General features: G+C 65.0%; 15 protein-coding genes. 9 read left to right on the top strand and 6 right to left on the bottom strand.

Features of this window, described 5'->3' with window-relative positions:
- The first annotated feature begins 61 nt into the window (after window positions 1–61).
- From AC1D0I_RS08645 to AC1D0I_RS08615, 7 genes are all read left to right on the top strand, one after another.
- A complete protein-coding gene (locus AC1D0I_RS08645) occupies window positions 62–901 on the top strand; it encodes a GNAT family N-acetyltransferase (RefSeq protein ID WP_477394367.1) in 840 nt (279 codons plus the stop codon).
- 14 nt (window positions 902–915) lie between these two features.
- Window positions 916–2,289 carry an aminotransferase class III-fold pyridoxal phosphate-dependent enzyme gene (locus tag AC1D0I_RS08640; protein ID WP_477394365.1) on the top strand — a complete coding sequence of 458 codons (1,374 nt, stop codon included), beginning with the start codon at window positions 916–918 and terminating at the stop codon, window positions 2,287–2,289.
- Between the two features lie 267 nt (window positions 2,290–2,556).
- Window positions 2,557–3,249 carry an HAD-IA family hydrolase gene (locus AC1D0I_RS08635; protein WP_477394425.1) on the top strand — a complete coding sequence of 231 codons (693 nt, stop codon included), beginning with the start codon at window positions 2,557–2,559 and terminating at the stop codon, window positions 3,247–3,249.
- A gap of 64 nt (window positions 3,250–3,313) precedes the next feature.
- Window positions 3,314–4,924, top strand: a complete 1,611-nt coding sequence (locus AC1D0I_RS08630; protein ID WP_477394363.1) for an ABC transporter substrate-binding protein — start codon at window positions 3,314–3,316, stop codon at window positions 4,922–4,924.
- Window positions 4,925–5,010: 86 nt separating this feature from the next.
- Complete coding sequence (locus tag AC1D0I_RS08625; RefSeq protein WP_095091041.1) at window positions 5,011–5,961, top strand: ABC transporter permease; 951 nt, start codon at window positions 5,011–5,013, stop codon at window positions 5,959–5,961.
- Window positions 5,958–6,809, top strand: a complete 852-nt coding sequence (locus AC1D0I_RS08620; RefSeq protein ID WP_477394361.1) for an ABC transporter permease — start codon at window positions 5,958–5,960, stop codon at window positions 6,807–6,809. The genes AC1D0I_RS08625 and AC1D0I_RS08620 overlap by 4 nt, the downstream gene beginning before the upstream one ends.
- Entirely contained in the window at window positions 6,806–8,461 is a 1,656-nt protein-coding gene (locus AC1D0I_RS08615) for an ABC transporter ATP-binding protein (protein WP_477394359.1), read from the top strand. The genes AC1D0I_RS08620 and AC1D0I_RS08615 overlap by 4 nt, the downstream gene beginning before the upstream one ends.
- 41 nt (window positions 8,462–8,502) lie before the next feature.
- Here AC1D0I_RS08615 and AC1D0I_RS08610 read toward each other — a convergent pair whose 3' ends face one another.
- Window positions 8,503–8,979: an Lrp/AsnC family transcriptional regulator gene (locus AC1D0I_RS08610; protein WP_095091725.1), complete on the bottom strand. Its 477-nt coding sequence runs from the start codon at window positions 8,977–8,979 to the stop codon at window positions 8,503–8,505.
- A 224-nt stretch (window positions 8,980–9,203) separates the two neighbouring features.
- Here AC1D0I_RS08610 and AC1D0I_RS08605 point away from each other — a divergent pair, with 224 nt between their 5' ends.
- Window positions 9,204–10,529: an NAD(P)/FAD-dependent oxidoreductase gene (locus AC1D0I_RS08605; protein ID WP_477394357.1), complete on the top strand. Its 1,326-nt coding sequence runs from the start codon at window positions 9,204–9,206 to the stop codon at window positions 10,527–10,529.
- Between the two features lie 41 nt (window positions 10,530–10,570).
- Here AC1D0I_RS08605 and AC1D0I_RS08600 read toward each other — a convergent pair whose 3' ends face one another.
- The 5 genes from AC1D0I_RS08600 to AC1D0I_RS08580 form a co-directional block, all read right to left on the bottom strand.
- A complete protein-coding gene (locus AC1D0I_RS08600) occupies window positions 10,571–11,938 on the bottom strand; it encodes an FAD/NAD(P)-dependent oxidoreductase (protein ID WP_477394355.1) in 1,368 nt (455 codons plus the stop codon).
- On the bottom strand, window positions 11,935–12,237 hold the full coding sequence (locus tag AC1D0I_RS08595; protein WP_477225460.1) for a (2Fe-2S)-binding protein: 303 nt from the start codon (window positions 12,235–12,237) through the stop codon (window positions 11,935–11,937). The genes AC1D0I_RS08600 and AC1D0I_RS08595 overlap by 4 nt, the downstream gene beginning before the upstream one ends.
- Window positions 12,231–14,219 carry a hydantoinase B/oxoprolinase family protein gene (locus AC1D0I_RS08590; protein ID WP_477394353.1) on the bottom strand — a complete coding sequence of 663 codons (1,989 nt, stop codon included), beginning with the start codon at window positions 14,217–14,219 and terminating at the stop codon, window positions 12,231–12,233. Before AC1D0I_RS08590 ends, AC1D0I_RS08595 begins: the two co-directional genes overlap by 7 nt.
- Window positions 14,220–14,223: 4 nt before the next feature.
- A complete protein-coding gene (locus AC1D0I_RS08585) occupies window positions 14,224–16,302 on the bottom strand; it encodes a hydantoinase/oxoprolinase family protein (protein ID WP_477394351.1) in 2,079 nt (692 codons plus the stop codon).
- 89 nt (window positions 16,303–16,391) lie between these two features.
- Complete coding sequence (locus AC1D0I_RS08580; protein ID WP_477394350.1) at window positions 16,392–17,297, bottom strand: LysR substrate-binding domain-containing protein; 906 nt, start codon at window positions 17,295–17,297, stop codon at window positions 16,392–16,394.
- Between the two features lie 116 nt (window positions 17,298–17,413).
- On the opposite strand from AC1D0I_RS08580, the gene AC1D0I_RS08575 reads away from it, so the two are divergent.
- Window positions 17,414–18,532, top strand: coding sequence for an NAD(P)/FAD-dependent oxidoreductase (locus AC1D0I_RS08575; protein ID WP_477394348.1), 1,119 nt, complete (start codon window positions 17,414–17,416; stop codon window positions 18,530–18,532).
- Window positions 18,533–19,017: the final 485 nt, after the last annotated feature.

Raw genomic sequence — 19,017 nt, 5'->3', positions numbered from 1 at the left:
CTTCAGATGATCTGCGGCGCGCTGATGGCCGAGACTTGGCCTCAGACGATAGGGACACCTCATGCCGCAGGGCGAGATCGAAATCCAGGACTTCGGGCCGGACCATATCGAGGGAGCGGTAGCGCTTTCTCGCCAGGAGAAGTGGCCGCATCGCCCCCAGGACTGGCAGATGGCGCTGCAGCTCTCAAGCGGCGCGGTCGCGCTCGACGACGAGGGCCGTGTCACCGGAACCATCCTGGTAACGCCCTACGGCGCGGATTGCGCCATGATCAACATGGTGATCGTCGACAGGAACGTGCGTGGCAAGGGGCTCGGGCGCCGGCTTATGGACCAGGCTCTCGCCCTCGCCGGCGACCGTCCGCTGCGGCTCGTCGCGACGACTGACGGCATGCCTCTCTATCAGAAACTGGGCTTTGTGCCCTCCGGCACGATCCTGCAGCATCAGGGCACGGTAGCACAGCTCGTCGCGCCCGACGGCGTGGAAGCCGCACGCATCGACGATCTGTCGGACATCAAAGCGCTGGACCGCGACGCCTATAGCGCCGACCGCGAAGCCCTGATCGATGCGCTGGCCGAGCACGGCCAACTCGCGGTTATCCGCCGCAGCGGCGCCATCGAAGCCTATGCCGCGATTCGCCCGTTTGGACGCGGCGAGGTGATTGGTCCGGTCATCGCGGGAAGTGCCGCGCACGCCAGGGCCCTGATCAGCTTCTTCGCCGCGCCGCGCCCCGGCGCCTTTCTGCGTGTGGATACCGACAGCCGGACCGGCATTGCCGGCTGGCTCGAAGACATCGGCCTCGCCCATGCCGGCGGCGGCGTCGCCATGGACCGTCCGCCCAAGACGGGCGCGGAACAGACCAGGCCAAAAGTTTACGCCCTCGCCAACCAGGCGCTCGGCTAGCGCGGAGGAAAACAATGCTCGCCAATTCCCTGATCGAACTCGACCGCGCCCATCTCATCCATCCGGTCTCCTCATACCGTGGCCATGAGGCCCTCGGCGTGCGCGTGCTGAAATCGGCGAAGGGGGCGACCGTGACCGATGCATCCGGCCGGCAACTTGTCGACGGTTTCGCCGGACTGTGGTGCGTCAATGCCGGCTACGGCCACGACAGCATCGTCGAGGCGGCGGCAAGGCAGATGCGCGAGCTTCCCTACGCCACTGCCTATTTCGACCTCGGCTCGGAGCCGGCCATCCGCCTCGCCTCGGAGCTGGCCGAGCGCGCGCCAGGCGACCTCAATCACGTCTATTTCACGCTCGGCGGGTCTGACGCGGTCGACAGCACGATCCGTTTCGTTCGCTACTATTGGAATGCCAGGGGCGAGCCGAAACGCGACCAGTTTATTTCCATCGAGCAAGGCTATCACGGATCGTCGGTGGTCGGCGCGGGCCTGACCGCTCTGCCCGCCTTTCACGCCGGTTTCGGCATTCCCTTCGAATGGCAACACAAGATCCCCTCGCCCTACCCCTATCGCAACCCGGTAGGCGAGGACGCGAGCGCGATCACCGCCGCATCGCTCGCCGCGCTGAAGGCCAAGATCGAGGAGCTCGGACCGGAGCGGGTCGCTGCCTTCTATGCCGAGCCGATCCAGGGGTCGGGTGGTGTGATCGTCCCGCCGAAGGGCTGGATTAAGGCGATGCGCGAACTCTGCCGGGAGTACGGCATCCTGTTCATCGCCGACGAGGTGATCACCGGCTTCGGCCGCACGGGCCCTCTCTTCGCCTGCACGGACGAGGACATCGTTCCCGACTTGATGACGACCGCGAAGGGGCTGACCTCGGGCTATGTTCCAATGGGCGCCGTATTCATGGCCGATCATGTCTACAACGTCATCGCCGATGGCGCGGGCGCTTCTGCGGTCGGCCACGGCTATACCTATTCCGCCCATCCCGTCAGCGCCGCCGTCGCGCTCGAGGTGTTGAAGCTCTACGAAGACGGCCTGCTGGAGAACGGCATCAAGGCCGGCGCTCGCCTGATGGCGGGGCTGGAGGGCCTGAGAGACCACCCGCTGGTGGGCGACGTGCGTGGTCGCGGCATGCTTGCCGCGATCGAACTGGTGGTCGACAAAAGGAGGAAGACACCGCTTCCCGCATCGGCCATGCCGGCGCGGCGCGTCTTCGACAGGGCGTGGGACAACGGTCTCATCATCCGTGCCTTTGCGAATGGGGTTATCGGCTACGCTCCCCCGCTCTGCTGCACCGACGACGACATCGATGCTATCATCGAGCGCACGCGCCGGACGCTCGACCAAACATTGGACGATGCTGATGTCCGCCAGGCCCTGGCATGACGGGCGACGAATACCGCGTGTTTCGAAATAGCGCCGGGGCAGACGATTTCGCAATTTTGTGCCGCCCCCTCACGCCTTTTCGGCGAATCCAGCGCGGGGGAAGTGCCAGACTGTCCTTAAGACAAGGCCAGAAGGCCCGAATTTCCGAGCTTTTGAAAAGGCCGACGCCCCGGACAGCACGGAATTTTGTTCTGTTCAACACCATGACATTCGGCCGCGCGCAGAGGAGAGCCAGTCTTGGCCAGGGGCTTTAGCGAATTCAAATACATGACCTTCGACGTCGTCGGCACGCTGATCGACTTCGAAGGCGGCATTACCACCTGCCTGGCCGGGATTGCCGGTGACGCTGGCGTTTCCATCGATGGCGAAGCCGCGCTGGCCCTGTACCGGCAGGCCCGCTACATGCCCGATGCAGGGCTGTTCCCTGACGATCTCGTCCGTGTCTACATGGTCATCGCGGCGCGGCTCGGCCTGCCGGCCGAGGAGAAATACGGCGTCCGCCTGCGGGACTCCGCCAGCACCTGGCAAGGCTTTCCMGACAGCGCGGCGGCATTGGCCGAGCTTGCGAAGTCACACAAGCTGATTGCCATGACCAATGCCCGGCGCTGGGCGCTCAATCATTTCGAGAAGCAGTTGGGATCGCCCTTCTTCGCCACCTTTACCGCCGACGATACCAGAACGGAGAAACCGGATCCGGCGTTCTTCCAGAAGGTCGTTGATTTCGTCGCCTCCCGGGGTGACCGCAAGGACGACATCCTGCACGTCGCGCAGAGCCAGTATCACGACATCGGCATATCCCGGACACTTGGCCTGACCAACTGCTGGATCGAACGCCGGCACGCCCAGAAGGGCTATGGCGGCACGATCGAGCCGGAGCGCTTCACCGCCCCGGACTACCACTTCACCTCAATGGCCGCATTGGCGTCGGCCGTGCGGCAAAGCCTGAAGGAACGAACCTGAGCCCAAGCCCGGAAAGCCGCAACAAGACGAGCATCCCGACCAAACAAACAGAAAGGGGAATAACATGACCGACAAGATCACGAACTGGACCAGCGCAGACGATGCCATGGTCGAAAACGCCATTCGGCGGGGCGCGAACCGCCGCGAACTTCTCAAGATGCTGTTGGCCGGCGGCGCCGCGGTTGCCGCGGGCAGCCTGGTGCTCGGCCGCGCCACCAATGCCGTCGCCGCTGAGCCGGTTTCCGGCGGAAACTTCAAAGCCGCCGGCTGGTCGTCATCGACCGCCGACACGCTTGATCCTGCAAAGGCGTCGCTCTCCACCGACTATGTCCGCTGCTGCTCGCTCTACAACCGCCTGACTTTCCTCGACAAGGATGGCGTCACGCAGATGGAGCTTGCCGAGAGCTTCGACAGCAAGGACGCCAAGACCTGGACGGTGAAGCTGCGCAAGGGCGTCACCTTCCACGACGGCAAGGACCTTACCGCCGACGACGTCGTCTACTCGCTGAAGCGCCATCTCGACAAAGCGGTCGGCTCCAAGGTCGCCAAGATCGCCGCGCAGATGACCGGCTTCAAGGCGGTAGACAAGTCGACCGTTGAAATCACGCTCGCCGACCCGAATGCCGACCTCCCGACCATCCTGGCGCTGCATCACTTCATGATCGTCCAGGACGGCACCACCGACTTCTCCAAGGGCAATGGCACCGGCGCCTTCGTGCTCGAGGCTTTCGAACCGGGCGTGCGGTCGGTGGTCACCAAGAACAAGAACTACTGGAAGTCGGGCAAGCCCTATCTCGACTCTTTCGAATTCATCGCCATCAGCGACGACAGTGCCCGCGTCAACGCCCTGCTTTCCGGCGACATCAATTTTGCGGCTTCGATCAATCCGCGCGCGATGAAGCTCATCGGCGGCCAGCAGGGCTTCGAGCTGTCGAAGACGACCTCGGGTAACTACACCGACCTCAACATCCGGCTCGACATGGATCCGGGCAGCAAGGCCGACTTCGTTGCCGGCATGAAGTATCTCGTCAACCGCGAGCAGATCGTCAAATCGGCATTGCGCGGCCTTGGCGAAATCGGCAACGACCAGCCTGTCTCGCCGGCAAACATCTTCCACAATCCCGATATCAAGCCGAAGGCTTTCGACCCGGACAAGGCGAAGTTCCACTTCCAGAAGGCAGGCCTGCTCGGCCAGTCCATCCCGGTGATCGCTTCCGACGCGGCGACCTCGTCGATCGACATGGCGGTGATCATCCAGGCCGCCGGCGCGGATATCGGCATGAAACTCGACGTCCAGCGCGTCCCGGCCGACGGCTATTGGGACAATTACTGGCTCAAGGCGCCGATCCATTTCGGCAACATCAATCCGCGCCCGACGCCGGACATCCTGTTCTCGCTCCTCTACGCTTCCAACGCGCCCTGGAACGAAAGCCAATACAAGTCCGAAAAGTTCGACAAGATGCTCATCGAGGCGCGCGGCTCTCTCGACCAGGCCAAGCGCAAGGAGATCTACGGCCAGATGCAGGCTATGGTCTCCGAGGAGGCCGGCACCATCATCCCGGCCTACATTTCCAACGTGGATGCCCTCTCCAGCAAGGTGAAGGGTTTGGAGGCGAACCCGCTCGGTGGCATGATGGGCTACGCAATGGCGGAATATCTCTGGCTTGAAGCCTGAGAGACGCCTGCCGGGGGCCGGTCAGCCAGCCCCCGGCAGTTCATTGCGCAAGATTGCTTGGCCGAACAACCGCAGGGAGCGCTTCCATGACATCTGGGGTTCTCAACCTCGTGCTGAAGCGGCTGGGGATCGCGGCCGTCACACTTTTGATCGTGCTGTTCGCCGTGTTCTTCGCCACCAGCATGCTACCCGGCGACACCGCGTCGATCCTGCTCGGCCAGGCGGCGACTCCTGAAGCGGTCGCCGGCCTACGTGAGGCTATGCATCTTAATGATCCGGCGATCCTGCGCTTCCTGCTCTGGCTTCTCGGCCTGCTCCATGGTGACCTCGGCACCTCCTATGCCAACGAGATGCCTGTTGCGGCGCTGATCGGCGGGCGCCTGGTCAACACCATGAAGCTCGCCGGCATCACCACGCTGCTTTCGGTGCCACTGGCGCTGACGCTCGGCATCACCGCCGCCATGTTGCGCGGCTCCGTCTACGACCGCACGGTCACCATCCTGTCGATCGGCGTCATCTCCGTGCCGGAATTCATGGTCGCGACCCTCGCGGTCCTGCTCTTCGCCGTTTATCTCAAATGGCTGCCGGCGCTGTCCTCGGTCAACGAGGCGCATTCGCTGACCGATCTCGTGCGCATCTATGCAATGCCGGTGATCACGCTCACCTTCGTCATCTCCGCCCAGATGATCCGCATGACCCGCGCCGCGGTGATCGAGACGCTCTCCACGCCTTATGTCGAGATGGCGCTTCTGAAAGGCGCCTCGCGCAGCCGCATGGTCCTGAGGCACGCGCTCCCTAATGCGCTCGGGCCGATCGTCAACGCGGTAGCGCTTTCGCTTTCCTATCTGGTCGGCGGCGTCATCATCGTCGAGACGATCTTCAACTATCCCGGCATCGCCAAGCTGATGGTCGATGCGGTCGCCACCCGCGACCTGCCGCTGATCCAGAGCTGCGCGATGATCTTCTGCCTCGGCTATCTCTTTCTCATCACCGCCGCCGACGTCGTCGCCATCATGTCCAACCCGAGGCTCAGATGACGACAGCGCGCGTGACAACCTCCCGGCGGTCCTTCCTGGGCCACAGCTACAGCCTCGTGGGCGTCTTGGCCGCGCTGGTCATTCTGGCTTGGACGCTCGTCGCGATCCTTGCGCCCTACGTGATTCCCCATTCGATCGGCGACATAGTCGACGACGACTATTTCGGCCCGATGCGCCAGGGACTGTGGCTCGGCTCGGACTATCTTGGGCGCGATATGCTCTCGCGAGTTCTGATGGGCGCCCGCTACACCGTCGGCATATCGCTCGCCGCCGTCTCCATCGCCTGTTTTTCGGGCGTTGTGCTGGGGATGATTGCGGCCGTCACCGGTGGCTGGCTCGACACCTGCCTCAGCCGCTTCCTGGACGCCATGAACTCCATCCCCAGCAAGCTGTTCGGCCTTGTGGTCGTCGCCGCGGTCGGCTCGTCGATCCCGGTGCTGATTCTGACGCTGGCCGTCATCTATATCCCCGGCGCCTACCGCTTTGCGCGCGCGCTCGCCGTCAACATCAACACCATGGACTTCATCACCGTCGCCCGTGTCCGCGGCGAGAGCACGCTCTACCTCATCGGGTCCGAAATCCTGCCCAACATCATCCGCCCGGTGCTGGCCGACTTCGGCCTGCGCTTCGTCTTCATCGTGCTTTTGCTCTCCGGCCTGTCCTTCCTGGGACTCGGTCTCCAGCCGCCGCTCGCCGACTGGGGTGCGCTGGTGCGCGAGAACATCGGCGGCCTGCCTTTCGCGGCCCCCGCCGTCATCGTGCCGTCGCTGGCAATCGCCAGCCTCACCATCAGCGTCAACCTGCTGATCGACAACCTGCCGCAAAAGATCAGGGACCGGGACGCATGAGCAATCTCGTCGAGGTCAGGAACCTGCGGATCGAGGCGAAAACCGACTCCGGACGACTTGTCGAAATCATCAAGGGCGTCAGCCTCGACATCGCCGACGGCGAGATCGTCGCCCTGATCGGAGAAAGCGGCTCCGGCAAGACCACGGTGGCGCTCTCGCTGATGGGCTATGCGCGGCCCGGCTGCCGGATCACCAGCGGCGAGATCAATGTTGGCGGCAAGAACATGGCCACCCTTTCCGAAAAGGAACGCGCCAGGCTGCGCGGCACCGACATTGCCTATGTCCCGCAAAGCGCAGCCGCCTCGTTCAACCCCTCCTCCACGATCATGGAGCAGGTCATCGAGGTCACGCGGATCCACAAGCTGATGCCGCCCGAACAGGCGCGGCAGCGCGCGGTCGAGCTGTTCAGGGCCTTGTCGCTGCCCGACCCGGAAGGGATCGGTACCCGTTATCCGCACCAGGTTTCGGGCGGGCAGTTGCAGCGGCTGTCGGCGGCCATGGCGCTCATCAGCGATCCCAAGCTGGTCATCTTCGACGAGCCGACGACGGCACTCGACGTGACGACGCAGATCGACGTGCTGAAGGCATTCAAGTCGGTCATGCGGGCGGGCGGCGTGGCGGGTGTCTATGTTTCCCATGACCTCGCGGTCGTGGCCCAGATCGCCGACCGCATCGTGGTGCTGAAGGGCGGCGAAGTGCAGGAGACCGGCACTACCGCGGCAATCCTTTCGGCTGCCCAGCATCCCTATACGCGCGAACTGCTGGCCGCCTTCGAACCGAAGCCGCGGCAAGCACATGCGGACGCAGATGCCGGGACCAAGCAGTTGCTGCGTATCGACAATGTGACGGCCGGCTACGGCCCGGTTCGGGATGACGGACTGCCACTCATCCGCGCGGTCGATTCCGTCAGCCTGGTCGTCGAGAAGGGGCGCAATCTCGGCGTCATCGGCGAATCCGGCTGCGGAAAATCGACCCTGGCGCGCGTCATCGCCGGTATCCACCCGGCGGCGGCCGGCGACATCGTCTTCGACGGCAAGCAACTGCAGCGAGCCGCCAGGAAGCGCAGCCAGGACCAGCTGCGCGAGATGCAAATCGTGTTCCAATATGCCGATACTGCGCTCAATCCGGCCAAGCCGGTGGAGGACATCATCTCCCGTCCGCTCGCCTTCTATCACCGGCTCGACAGGCAGGCGCGCGCGAAGCGCGTCGACGAGCTGCTCGACATGGTGCGCTTGCCAAGGGGCCTGCGCTACCGTCACCCGTCGGAGCTCTCTGGCGGCCAGAAGCAGCGCGTGAATTTCGCACGGGCGCTGGCGGCCAACCCCAAGCTGATCATCTGCGACGAAATCACCTCGGCCCTCGACACGGTGGTGGCGTCTGCCGTGATCGAGCTGCTCAAGGAGCTGCAGCGCGAGCTGGGACTCTCCTACATCTTCATCAGCCACGACCTCTCCGTCGTCGAGGCCATCTGCGACGAGATCATGGTCATGTACAACGGGGAACGGGTGGAGCAGATCACCCCAGACAAGCTGACGGCGCCCACTCACCCCTATTCCAAGCTTCTGTTCTCCTCGGTGCCGAAGCTTGACCCGACCTGGCTGGACGGCCTCGTCCGCGACCCCGAACTCGTCAGCCAGTACGGCCACCGCTGACTACATCGACAAAGGGGCCACCGTTTCAGGAAGCAGCCGCCTTATCTGGGAAACAGGCTGGGCAGCGGCATGTGCGCCTTGACGATGGGAGACTTGAGCACCACGAAGCTGAAATACTTGTCGATGCCGATGTCCATGTCGGTCAGCCGCTCCATGATCGTCTGGTACTCACCGATGCCGGCGGTCACGAATTTCATCAAATAGTCGTAGCCGCCCGACACGAGGTGGCATTCGATGACCTGGTCGATCTTCTCGACGACGGCGAGAAAACGGGCGAAGTCCACCTGGCGATGGTTCTTCAAGGTGATTTCGGTGAACACGGTCAGCGTCTGGCCGAGCTTGCCGATATTGACCTGTGCGGAATAGCCCTCGATGTAGCCTTCCGACTGGAGTTTCTTCACCCGCATCAGGCACGGGCTTGGCGACAGATGCACCAGATCGGCCAATTCCACATTGGTGATGCGGCCGTTCTTCTGCAACTCGTATAGGATCTTGATATCGATCCGATCCAGTTTCACGGCCGTCTCCGCAGAACGCACGCCACAGCACAAAATGCTGCCTTGCAAGTAGCCATTGACACTACCACAGCCCGCTGGCCTGTCCATCCAAGCGATGCCGCATTGAAACGCAGCGACTCCCGATTTCAACCGGGCTGCCGGAATAAAATTCTGCTTCGGCCTCAACTGCGGCAGCGGCTGCCTGCGCAACGCGTTAGGATTGGCGCTTCAAAGGTTGAGGGACCATGCGCGCGCCGCTGCAGCAAATCGAGACATCCGGCGAACTGCCCAAGTCCGCGGACGCGGTGGTGATCGGCGGCGGCATTGTCGGTGCCTTCGCGGCCTACTATCTGGCCAGGCGCGGCATGCAGGTCGTGCTTGTCGAAAAGGGACGCATCGGCGCCGAGCAGTCCTCCAGGAACTGGGGCTGGTGCCGCCAGCAGAATCGTGACGCCCGCGAGTTGCCGATGGCAACCCGAAGCCTTGATCTGTGGGACAGCTTCGCGACGGAAACCGGCGAAGACACCGGCTTTCGCCGCTGCGGCCTGCTCTATCTCAGCGACGACGAGGCGGAACTGGCCGGCTGGGCGCGCTGGCGTGATTTCGCCAAAACGGCCGGCGTTACCACGCATATGCTCGACAGCGCCGCGGCCAGCGAGCGGGGCCGCGCCACGGGCCGGACCTGGAAGGGCGGCGTCTTCTCGCCGACCGACGGCACCGCCGACCCGTCGCGCGCCGCGCCCTCGGTCGCCCGTGCCATTCTCAAGCTTGGGGGCTCCGTGCACCAGAGCTGCGCCGCGCGCGGTATCGAGATCGAGGGCGGCCGCCTGAGCGGCGTGGTCACCGAAAGCGGAACGATCCGGACGAAGCTGGCCGTCCTAGCCGGCGGCGCCTGGGCCTCCTCTTTTTGCCGGCAGTTCGACTTCCGCTTTCCGCAGGCGTCGATCCGTTCCTCCATCCTGTCCGTCTCGCCGGGTGCCGAAGGTCTGCCGGATGCGCTGCACACGGCAAGGATCTCGGCCACGCGTCGCGGCGACGGCGGCTACACGCTCGCCATAAGCGGACGCGGCCGGGTGGACGTGACGCCGCAGCAGTTGCGCTTCTCGTCGCAGTTCCTGCCCATGTTCCTGAAGCGCTGGCGCAGCCTCGCACCCGGCGGTCTGCAGGGCATGCGCTCGGGCCACGAAACACTCGGTTGCTGGCGGCTCGACCAGCCGACGCCGATGGAACGGATGCGCATCCTCGATCCGACCCCGGATCAGGCGACCATCCGCCTGACGCACACCCGGGCGCTCGAGCTGCTGCCGGCACTGCGCCAAACAAAGATCAGCGCGGCCTGGGCCGGCTACATCGACAGCACGCCGGACGGCGTGCCCGCCATCGGCGAGATTCAAACGGTGCCGGGTTTCTTCCTGGCTGCCGGATTTTCGGGACACGGCTTCGGCATCGGCCCGGGCGCCGGTCACCTCGTCGCCGATCTGGTGACCGGGTCGGAACCGATCGTCGATCCGAATTCCTATGATCCCCAGCGCTTCGACGCTTCAGCCTGGGGGAAGGTCGCCGATTTCTAAGACGTGATCCATGTCTTCCTGGTGTCGACTCCGGAATTGCATCAGCCGTCCCGGAGGAAGGCACCGACAGGCGCCGGTCGGACAGGCGCCTGTCCGCGAAACCGGCCGACAGCGTCGGCCGTACAGCCGGCCTGCGCCGCCACGAGTTCGACCGCAGCCAACTGGCAGTAGCGCCCCTGGCATCGCCCCATGCCGACGCGCGATAGCGATTTCACCCTGTTGGCCTCGCCGCCGCCGAAATCCACGCTCTGGCGTACGGCTCCGGCTGTCACATTCTCGCAGCGACAGACGACCGCCTCATCGGGAAGTGCCCGCGCCATCGCTGCCGGCCAGGGAAAGGCGTAAGCCAGGCCGCGAGCAAAGCGCTCGAGCCGTGCCAGCTTGCGCAAATCGACGCCGGTGGCGGACGCAGGAATTCCGAGATCGGCAAGGCATGCCGCAGCCGCGAGACGCCCAGCGATCTCCGCGCCATCCGCTCCCAGAAGACGAACCCCATCGCCGGCAAGATAGACTCCGTTGCCGGCTCGACCCATCGGGTCGGTCTTCGGCAACCATTGCCGCCACTGCTCATCATAAATGAAGGCGCATCCGACCAGGTCGGCCAGATGCGTCTCCGCCCGCAGGTGCCAGCCCATGCCGATCATGTCGCAAGGGGTGCGGTGCTCCCGGCCGCCTGCGTCGCGCCAGCGCATCGCCGCGACACCTTGCTTGTCGGCCTCGATCCGTTCGAGCGTCACGCCCGCATGGTAGCGGCCGCCGAGTCTCGTCCGCAGGGCCAGACCGCGCAGCGTGACGAACGGCCGGGCGGCAAGCTGGCAGAACCCGCGCATCTGCTGATGCCAGGGAGACGTGTCGAGCACTGCTGCCACATCCGCTCCAGCCTTGACCAGTTGGGCGCCGACCAGCGTCAGCAGAGGCCCCGATCCCATAAGGACGATCCGCCGCCCAAGAGCGACGCCCTGCGCCTTGAGCGCGATCTGCGCCGCGCCAAGGCTATAGACGCCGGCATTCTGCCAGCCGGGAACCGGCGCCACGCGGTCGGATGCGCCGGTGGCAAGGATCAGGCGGTCATAGCCGATCATCTGCACGCGGCCTTCCCCCAGCACGTGCAGCCGACCCTCCTGCGCTGCGATGACCGAACTCGCCGCGCAATGGGTGAGCCGCCCTTCCTTGGCCAGCCGATCGAAGAGCATATGCAGCGCGCGCGCCTTCGGCGCTTCTGGCCCGTAGAGCTGCTCTGCCGTGCGGGTAAAGCCGGCAGGGGGGCGGCGATAGATCTGCCCGCCCGCGCAATGCCCTTCGTCGATCACCACCGGGTGAAGTCCGGCCTCGACCAGCGCCGCAGCGGCCCTTATGCCGGCTGGACCGGCGCCCACGATCACGACCCGCTGCGATGAGGTCTCGCTCACGGCCAGCTCTCCGGCTGCGTTGTGTGTAAACGCATGCCCTGGGTGACAAATGCCGAGCACGCCCTTATCCGCGGTCCCTCGTCCTGCCACACCCAGCAATCCTGGCAGGCTCCCATCAGGCAGAACCCGGCCCGCGGCTCGGGTCCGAACTCGGACTTTCGCAGCGCGTACCCAGAAGCCAGCATGGCGGTCAGCACGGTGTCGCCCACCAGAGCACTGCATATCTGCCCGTCGAGAAAAAAATACACCTCGGCCCGGTCGCACTCGGCCAGCCGAACGATGCGGCCGGCGGTCATAATTCCGCCGCCTCTCGTACCGGGTTCGGGCGAGGCAGTTCGGGGAACCGCTCGCAGGCCGCATCGAACGCCGCCTGGACGCCCTCCGGCCCCGAACGTCCCTTCATGCGGCGGAAGATCTCCGTCTTGGCGAAGAACCGCCAATGGATCGGCAAGTCCCTCAGTATGGCGGTAAGCCGGTCATAGGCCGCTGGGGTCCACTGCGCTTCGTAACCGTCGCGCTCCGGACCGAAATGGAAATGGCCGGCGGCTGGCCCCTGGCGTGCGCGCAGCCTTTCCGTCGCTTGCTCGTCGACCTCGCCGTCGCGGATGACGACGCCATAGTCGCGCTCGGCAGCCGTTGGCGAGACATAGCCTCGCCGCACATCCTGCGCGACGCGCCAGGGCTCGCGCCCATGCGGATCGCCGCGCCCGCCGCCTCCGGCGGAACGGATATCGAGCACGTCGCCGGGCTGCAGCACCGCCGTGTCGATGTTGCCCAGTCGCCGCTCGTGCTCGGTTCCCGGATTGACGACCATGTCAGACAGGCCGGCCGCCTTGCCGCCCAGCACGCCCCAGGGACGAAAGAAGCTGCGGTCCCGGTTGCGCGCCGTGATCCTTGAGTCGGGGGCGAAGACACGGAAGGCCATCTCGGTCGCCAGCCCGCCGCGCCAGCGGCCCGCGCCGCCGCTGTCCCTGGCGAGCCCGTATTTCACGAATTCGACCGGAGTCTCGGTCTCGGTGATCTCGATCGGCGTGTTCTTGAGATAGGCCGCATCGGCGCCCGATCCGTTGGTTCCGTCGCGATGGGGCATGGCGCCGCCGCCGCCCACGACGGGATTGACCGCGGCGATGACGGTCCGGCTGGTCCGCTCGTCCGTGGTCATGACATTGACGATGCAGTTGTTGCCGGCGGGTGCCGCTGGCAGGCGCTCCGGCACCGCTTGCGAGAAGCCGCCGAAGATGACCGACCGCAGCCGGGCGCAGGTGAGCGAGCGCATGCCTACGGCGGCGGGGTATACCGGGTTCAGCACCGAACCCGTGGGTGCGATGCAGGTGAACGGTCGGGTGAGGCCCGTATTGAGCAGGATCTTCGGGTTGATCGTGTAGAGCACATAGTAGACGCCCACCAGCAGCATAGTGTGGCGCGGGTCGCCGCCTGAAGGCACGTTGAGCGAGGAGCCGAGCTGCGGATCGGAGCCGGTGAAGTCGAGCACCGCCTCGTCGCCCCTGATCGTCAGCGTCAGCTTCAGCCGGCAGGGATTGGCCTCGACCGAATCCTCGTCGGCATAGTCGGCGAATTCCCACGTCCCGTCGGGCATGGAGCGCAGCACGTCGCGCGCCTGCGCCTCGGCATGGTCGAGAAGAGCGGAAACGCCTTCGATGAAGCCGGCCTTGCCGAACTTCCTCACCATTGCCTGGATCTTGCGCTCGCCGGTGTTGAGCGCCCCGACCAGCGCCTTGATGTCGCCGATGTTGAGGTCGGGCTTGCGCACATTGGTGCTCATGATCCGCAGGATCGTCTCGTCGAAGACGCCCTCGTTCACAAGCTTCATCGGGGGAAAGCGGATACCTTCCTGATGGATTTCGGTCAGCGCCCGGCTGAGCGAAGCCGGCACAGCCCCGCCCATGTCGGTGTTGTGGATATGCCCTCCGGTCCAGGCGACGATCTCGCCGTCGACGAAGACCGGCTTCCACAGATGCGTGTCGGGCGCGTGCGTGGCGACGTGGCCGGAATAGGGATCGTTGGTGAACGCGACGTCTCCCGGCCGGTAGTTGTCGACCATCGCGATAGCGCGGTGATACGAAAGCCCCGGATACCATGTGGCGCCGAGGTCCATCGGCACGGCGAAGGTCGCGCCTGAACGGTCCATCAGCATCACCGTAAAGTCCTGCGTCTCCTTGACGAAGGCGGAGTGCGCGGTGCGGTGCAACGTGTGGGCCATGTTCTCGGCGGCCGCGCGGGCATGGTTCGCCAGAACCTGCAGATTTGTCCGGTCAAACATGGCATCACTCCGGGAAGGTCAGCAGAAGGTTGAGGTGACGGTCGACCCTTGCCTGCGCTCCCGCGGGAATGGCAAAAGTGGTGTCTTCCTGAACGACCACGGCAGGCCCATGGAACGTGCTGCCCGGCACGAGGGCCTGCCGGTCGTGGAGATCGACGGTCTCTACGCTCGCGCCCGTGTAGACCGGGAGACGGCGCGCCGGAATGGCCGGGGCGTCGATCACGTCGACCACCGGGAAGTGGAGTTTCGGCCCCGCGCCCACTGCGGACAGCCGGACATTCACAAGTTCGATCTCGCCGTCCGGGTCGTGGAAATCGTAGAGCTGCTCATGGGTGAGGTGGAAGGCTTTTGCGATGGCGGTCGCATTGCCGTCCGTCAGCCATTCCGGCTGAAGGACGACCTCGATCTCATAACTCTGCCCGACATAGCGCATGTCGCAGGATAGACTGAGTTCGGCCGCCCCCTCATGCCCCTGCGCCGCGAGCCAGTCGCGACCCTCTTGGGCGAGGGCCTCGAAGGCATTGCGAATTCCGGCGAGCGACATGCCCGACAGAGGGCTGAAGATGGTGCGAATGAAGTCCCCGCGCAGATCCGACACCAGCCCGCCCAGCGCCGACACCACGCCGGGGCGGCGCGGTGCCATGACACGCTTCATCCCGAGTTCGCGGGCAAGGAAGGCGCCGAGCATCGGACCGCCGCCGCCGAAGGGCATCAGCGTGAAATCGCGCAAGTCCACGCCGGCGCGCGATGCGAGCTTCTCGACCTCGACGAACATCTCCGACACCGCAATGTCGAGGATCGCCTGCGCGGTCTGCTCGACTGGACGGCCGAGGCGAGCGGCAAGTTCGCCGATTGCGCGATGCGCCAGCCCGGTATCGATCCTGAGCTGGCCGTAGGCCATCTCGCTGTGACCAAGCCATCCACACACCACCATGGCGTCCGTCACCGTCGGCCGCTCGCCGCCACGGCCGTAGCATGCCGGTCCTGGCGTGGAACCGGCCGACTCCGGCCCGACCCGCAGCACCCCCTGTGCGTCGACACTGGCGATCGAGCCGCCGCCGACGCCGATCGAGCTCACCGACACGGAGGGGATATGGAGCGGAAATTCGCCGATCAATTCGCCTGTCCCGAACTGCGCCTCGCCGCCGATGATGAGCGCGAAGTCGGCCGAGGTCCCGCCAATGTCGAGGGTAAGGACCTTGTCCTCGCCTGCCTGGCGCGCCAGCCACGAGGCGCCGATGACGCCGGAGGCCGTTCCCGACAAAAGCATGTTCACGCAGGCACGCTTGCCTTCGGCAGCGTTCATCAGCCCACCGTTCGACTTCGTCAGCATCGGGCGGGCCGGCACGCCGCGGTCCTTCAGTCTCTCTTCCAGCGCCGTCAGATAGGACGAGACGCGCGGATGGACATAGCCATTGAGGATGGCGGTCGAGCTGCGCTCGTATTCGCGGATGACCGGCCATACCTCGGCCGAGGAGAAGACGAAGAGGTCTGGCGCGAGACGCGCGATCGTTGCCTTGACGGCGGCCTCCTGCGCGGCGTTGCGCCACGAATGGAGGAAGGAGACGATGATCCCTTGCGCCCCGTTCGCTTTCGCCAGTGCCACCGCGGTGGCCACCGCCGCCATGTCCGGTGCCTGGGATTCGCTTCCATCGGCACGCATGCGAACCGGAATGCCAAACACCATGTCACGCGAGATTAGCGGATCCGGCCGCGAGCAGAACAGCGAATACATGTCCGGCATTCGCAGCCGCGCGAGTTCGATGACGTCCTCGAAGCCGGCATTGGTGAACAGCGCGAGCGGCGCACCCTTTCGCTGGATGATCGTGTTGATGCCGACGGTCGTGCCGTGCACAAAACGCGTCATAAGAGTTGGATCAAAACCCTCGCGTTCAGCCAGAAGGGTGAGGCCCGTCATCAGTTCGGCGCCCGGATCTTCCGGCGTCGTCAGCACTTTCAGCGAGGCGACCCGTCCAGACCGGGCCTCGAGCGCGCAAAAGTCGATGAATGTCCCGCCGATATCGACGCCGACCTTCCAGTCGGCCTCTTTCCGCGCCCCATTTACCGCGATGCCACCGTCCATGATGCGTCCCTTCCTGTCTGTCGACCAAAACTGGCACGAGCGGACGGTCAGGGTCCAAGATGGATGAGAGGCAAGGATATAAGTCTTGCTTATGCTTTGGCGCGATGTTCGCCGAGGACCACCGAACAGGCAGCACGGATTTGCTCGCGCATCATCTCATCGGCCCGCGAAAGTGGCCGTGTGCGCGAGGTCAGCAGCGCGATCGGAAATTCCGGCCCCGCCGCGAGCGGCCTGACGGCAAGCCCGGCGAACTGGTGCCACGGCAGCAGCGCGTCCACGAGGCCGATACCCAGACCGGCCTGGACGAAGCCCACCGCGGAGATGGACACGTCGATCTCGAGCGACAGCGAAAGCGCCACACCCTGCGCGCGGGCCGCATGGGCCAGTTCGTCGGCGGGACGGGTGTTTCCGCGATAGGATATCAATCCCTCGCCGGCGAGATCGGCGAGCCGCAGCTCGGTTTTCCTGGCCAACGCATGCCGTATGGGCAAAAGGCATGCGAATCCGACGCTGCCGATCACTTCCGCCTCGATATCGGGAGGCAGACGGTCGTCCATGGCCACGCCGAGGCTGGCATCGCCGGCGCGCAGCATGTCGATGATCGCGGCGATCGGCGCCATATGGGAACGTAGCAAAATATCGGGATGCTGCGCCCGGAATCCGGTGAACGCGCGCGGCAATATCGCCATGGCCGGCGGCGGCGAAGCCGCGACCCGCACCAGCCCAGTTCGGCCCAGACGCAGGTCGGTGGTCTTGCGGCGCAAGCCCTCGAGCCCTGCCGACAGCCTCTCGGCATCGGCGAAAATCTCCAGCGCCTCAGGGGTCGGCCGTAGCCGGCCCTTCACCCGCTCGAACAGCGTGAAGCCGAGTTCGTCCTCGGTGTGGAGCAGGATCTGGCTGAGCGCAGGCTGGGAGATGTTCAGCATCCGCGCCGCGGCGGTCACGGTGCCCGCACGCATGACGGCGATGAACACTTCGAGCTGCCGGGCCCGCATTGCCACTCCATAGGTAAAGCTTATGGCTGTTATCCAAACCCATCTTTGACGCAATGCCGTGGCGCAGACAAGATGGATACATCCAAGGATCAGCTGCTCTACGCTAAGGAACGACTATGGATGTGATCGTGCTGGGCGGCGGACTGATGGGGACGGCTTCGGCCTATTTCCTCGCCAGGCGCGGGGCACGCGTGACGCTGGTCGAGCGCAATCGGATCGGCACCGGTGCAACCGTCGCCTCCTTCGGCAACATCCGGCGCACCGGGCGCCATCTCTCCCAGCTTCCATTGGCCCACCGTTCGCTCAGGCTGTGGGGCGAGGCCGAAAGAATGCTTGGCCGCGACGTGGAATTCCGCGCCACCGGTCATATCCGGCTGATCTTCGATCAAGGCGGGCTCGCAGACATGCGGACCTATGCCGAGGCGGCGCGCCCCTGGGGCCTTGAGCTAGAGGAACTCGGCCCGCGCGAGATCCATGCCCGCTTTCCCGGCCTCGGTCCCGAAGCGATCGCGGCGTCGTTCTCTCCGCAAGATGGCAGCGGCAATCCGCGGCTGATCGCACCTGCCTTTGCCGAGGCTGCCCGCAAGCTGGGCGCGGAAATCGTCGAGGGAGCCGAAGTCGGGAAGATCACCAGCACGGGCTCCGGTTTCCTTGTAGCCAGTTCAAAAGGTACATTCGCCGCCGGCTGCCTGCTCAACACTGCCGGAGCCTGGGGCGCGCGCATCGCCGCGCAGTTTGGCGAAGTGATCCCGCTCGACGCCCGCGGCCCGCAGATGGGCGTGACCGAGCCGCTGCCGCATCGGGTCCTGCCGGTGGTCGGCATCTGGACGCGCGATAAGCACCATGGCGCCTATCTGCGTCAGGTCGAGCGGGGCAACATCGTCTTCGGCGGCGCGGCCGAAAGGGTGCCGGTGGACCTGGATCCAGGCCACGCGGTCGCCGATCCCATGCGCCTTCCATTGCAATTGCGCGCGGTCGCGCGGCTGCTGCCGTCAATCGCGCAGGTCGCGGTCATCCGCACCTGGTCCGGCTGCGAGGGCTATGTGCGCGACATGCTGCCGGTCATGGGACGCTCGGCGACGACGCCAGGCCTGTTCCACGCCTTCGGCTTCAGCGGACACGGCTTCCAGCTTGGTCCGGGCGTGGGCGACACCATGGCCGAACTCGTCATGACCGACCGTTGCGAAACGCCGCTCGACGACTTCAGGGTCGATCGCTTCGCCCGCGCAGCCTAAAGAACAGCAGCAGCCTAAAGAGCACAGACGGGCTCGCACCGCGTTGTGATCAGACTTATCCTTTGCGATCGTGCTGCCACTTTCCCGCGCGAGCGCCGGCCCCCTGCTGATGCTTTTGGCTGCTAACTGTACCTCTTTTTGGATGTTGCCGCTTAATCAGGAAATGGCGATGCCGCAAGGGCTAAAGGGGAACGCAGCGCGGCCAGAATAGTCGTCACAACTACCATTGTAAGACTGAAGTCCTTGGTCTGCCGGCTCTAAAGGCCCGCTTAGTCTATCGTCCGAAAGTCGGTTTCCAGTCGCGGTTGCGCTGTGCCTGAATCCCCTCGTAGTCAGGCAACGGGACCTGAAGGAGGTTCGACAGCGGCGGGTCGCGGCTCCACAGGAGCCGATTGGCACGCGGCCAGGGCAAGTGCCGCGAAGCCCAGCATCGTGTTCCGCATCAAATTCTTTCCATCGGGAGCTATTGGTTGGCAGCAGGCAGC

It is taken from the genome of Mesorhizobium sp. P2_D1 (assembly GCF_056404455.1).
Note: the sequence above shows the minus strand (reverse complement) of the source record. Positions and strands in the feature narration are given on the sequence as shown.

Coding starts and splice junctions, on each gene's coding strand:
- AC1D0I_RS08645 (WP_477394367.1), top strand. CDS start 62: ATGCCGCAGGGCGAGATCGAAATCCAGGACTTCGGGCCGGACCATATC.
- AC1D0I_RS08605 (WP_477394357.1), top strand. CDS start 9,204: ATGCGCGCGCCGCTGCAGCAAATCGAGACATCCGGCGAACTGCCCAAG.
- AC1D0I_RS08615 (WP_477394359.1), top strand. CDS start 6,806: ATGAGCAATCTCGTCGAGGTCAGGAACCTGCGGATCGAGGCGAAAACC.
- AC1D0I_RS08585 (WP_477394351.1), bottom strand. CDS start 16,302: ATGGACGGTGGCATCGCGGTAAATGGGGCGCGGAAAGAGGCCGACTGG.
- AC1D0I_RS08625 (WP_095091041.1), top strand. CDS start 5,011: ATGACATCTGGGGTTCTCAACCTCGTGCTGAAGCGGCTGGGGATCGCG.
- AC1D0I_RS08590 (WP_477394353.1), bottom strand. CDS start 14,219: ATGTTTGACCGGACAAATCTGCAGGTTCTGGCGAACCATGCCCGCGCG.
- AC1D0I_RS08620 (WP_477394361.1), top strand. CDS start 5,958: ATGACGACAGCGCGCGTGACAACCTCCCGGCGGTCCTTCCTGGGCCAC.
- AC1D0I_RS08640 (WP_477394365.1), top strand. CDS start 916: ATGCTCGCCAATTCCCTGATCGAACTCGACCGCGCCCATCTCATCCAT.
- AC1D0I_RS08630 (WP_477394363.1), top strand. CDS start 3,314: ATGACCGACAAGATCACGAACTGGACCAGCGCAGACGATGCCATGGTC.
- AC1D0I_RS08580 (WP_477394350.1), bottom strand. CDS start 17,297: ATGCGGGCCCGGCAGCTCGAAGTGTTCATCGCCGTCATGCGTGCGGGC.
- AC1D0I_RS08575 (WP_477394348.1), top strand. CDS start 17,414: ATGGATGTGATCGTGCTGGGCGGCGGACTGATGGGGACGGCTTCGGCC.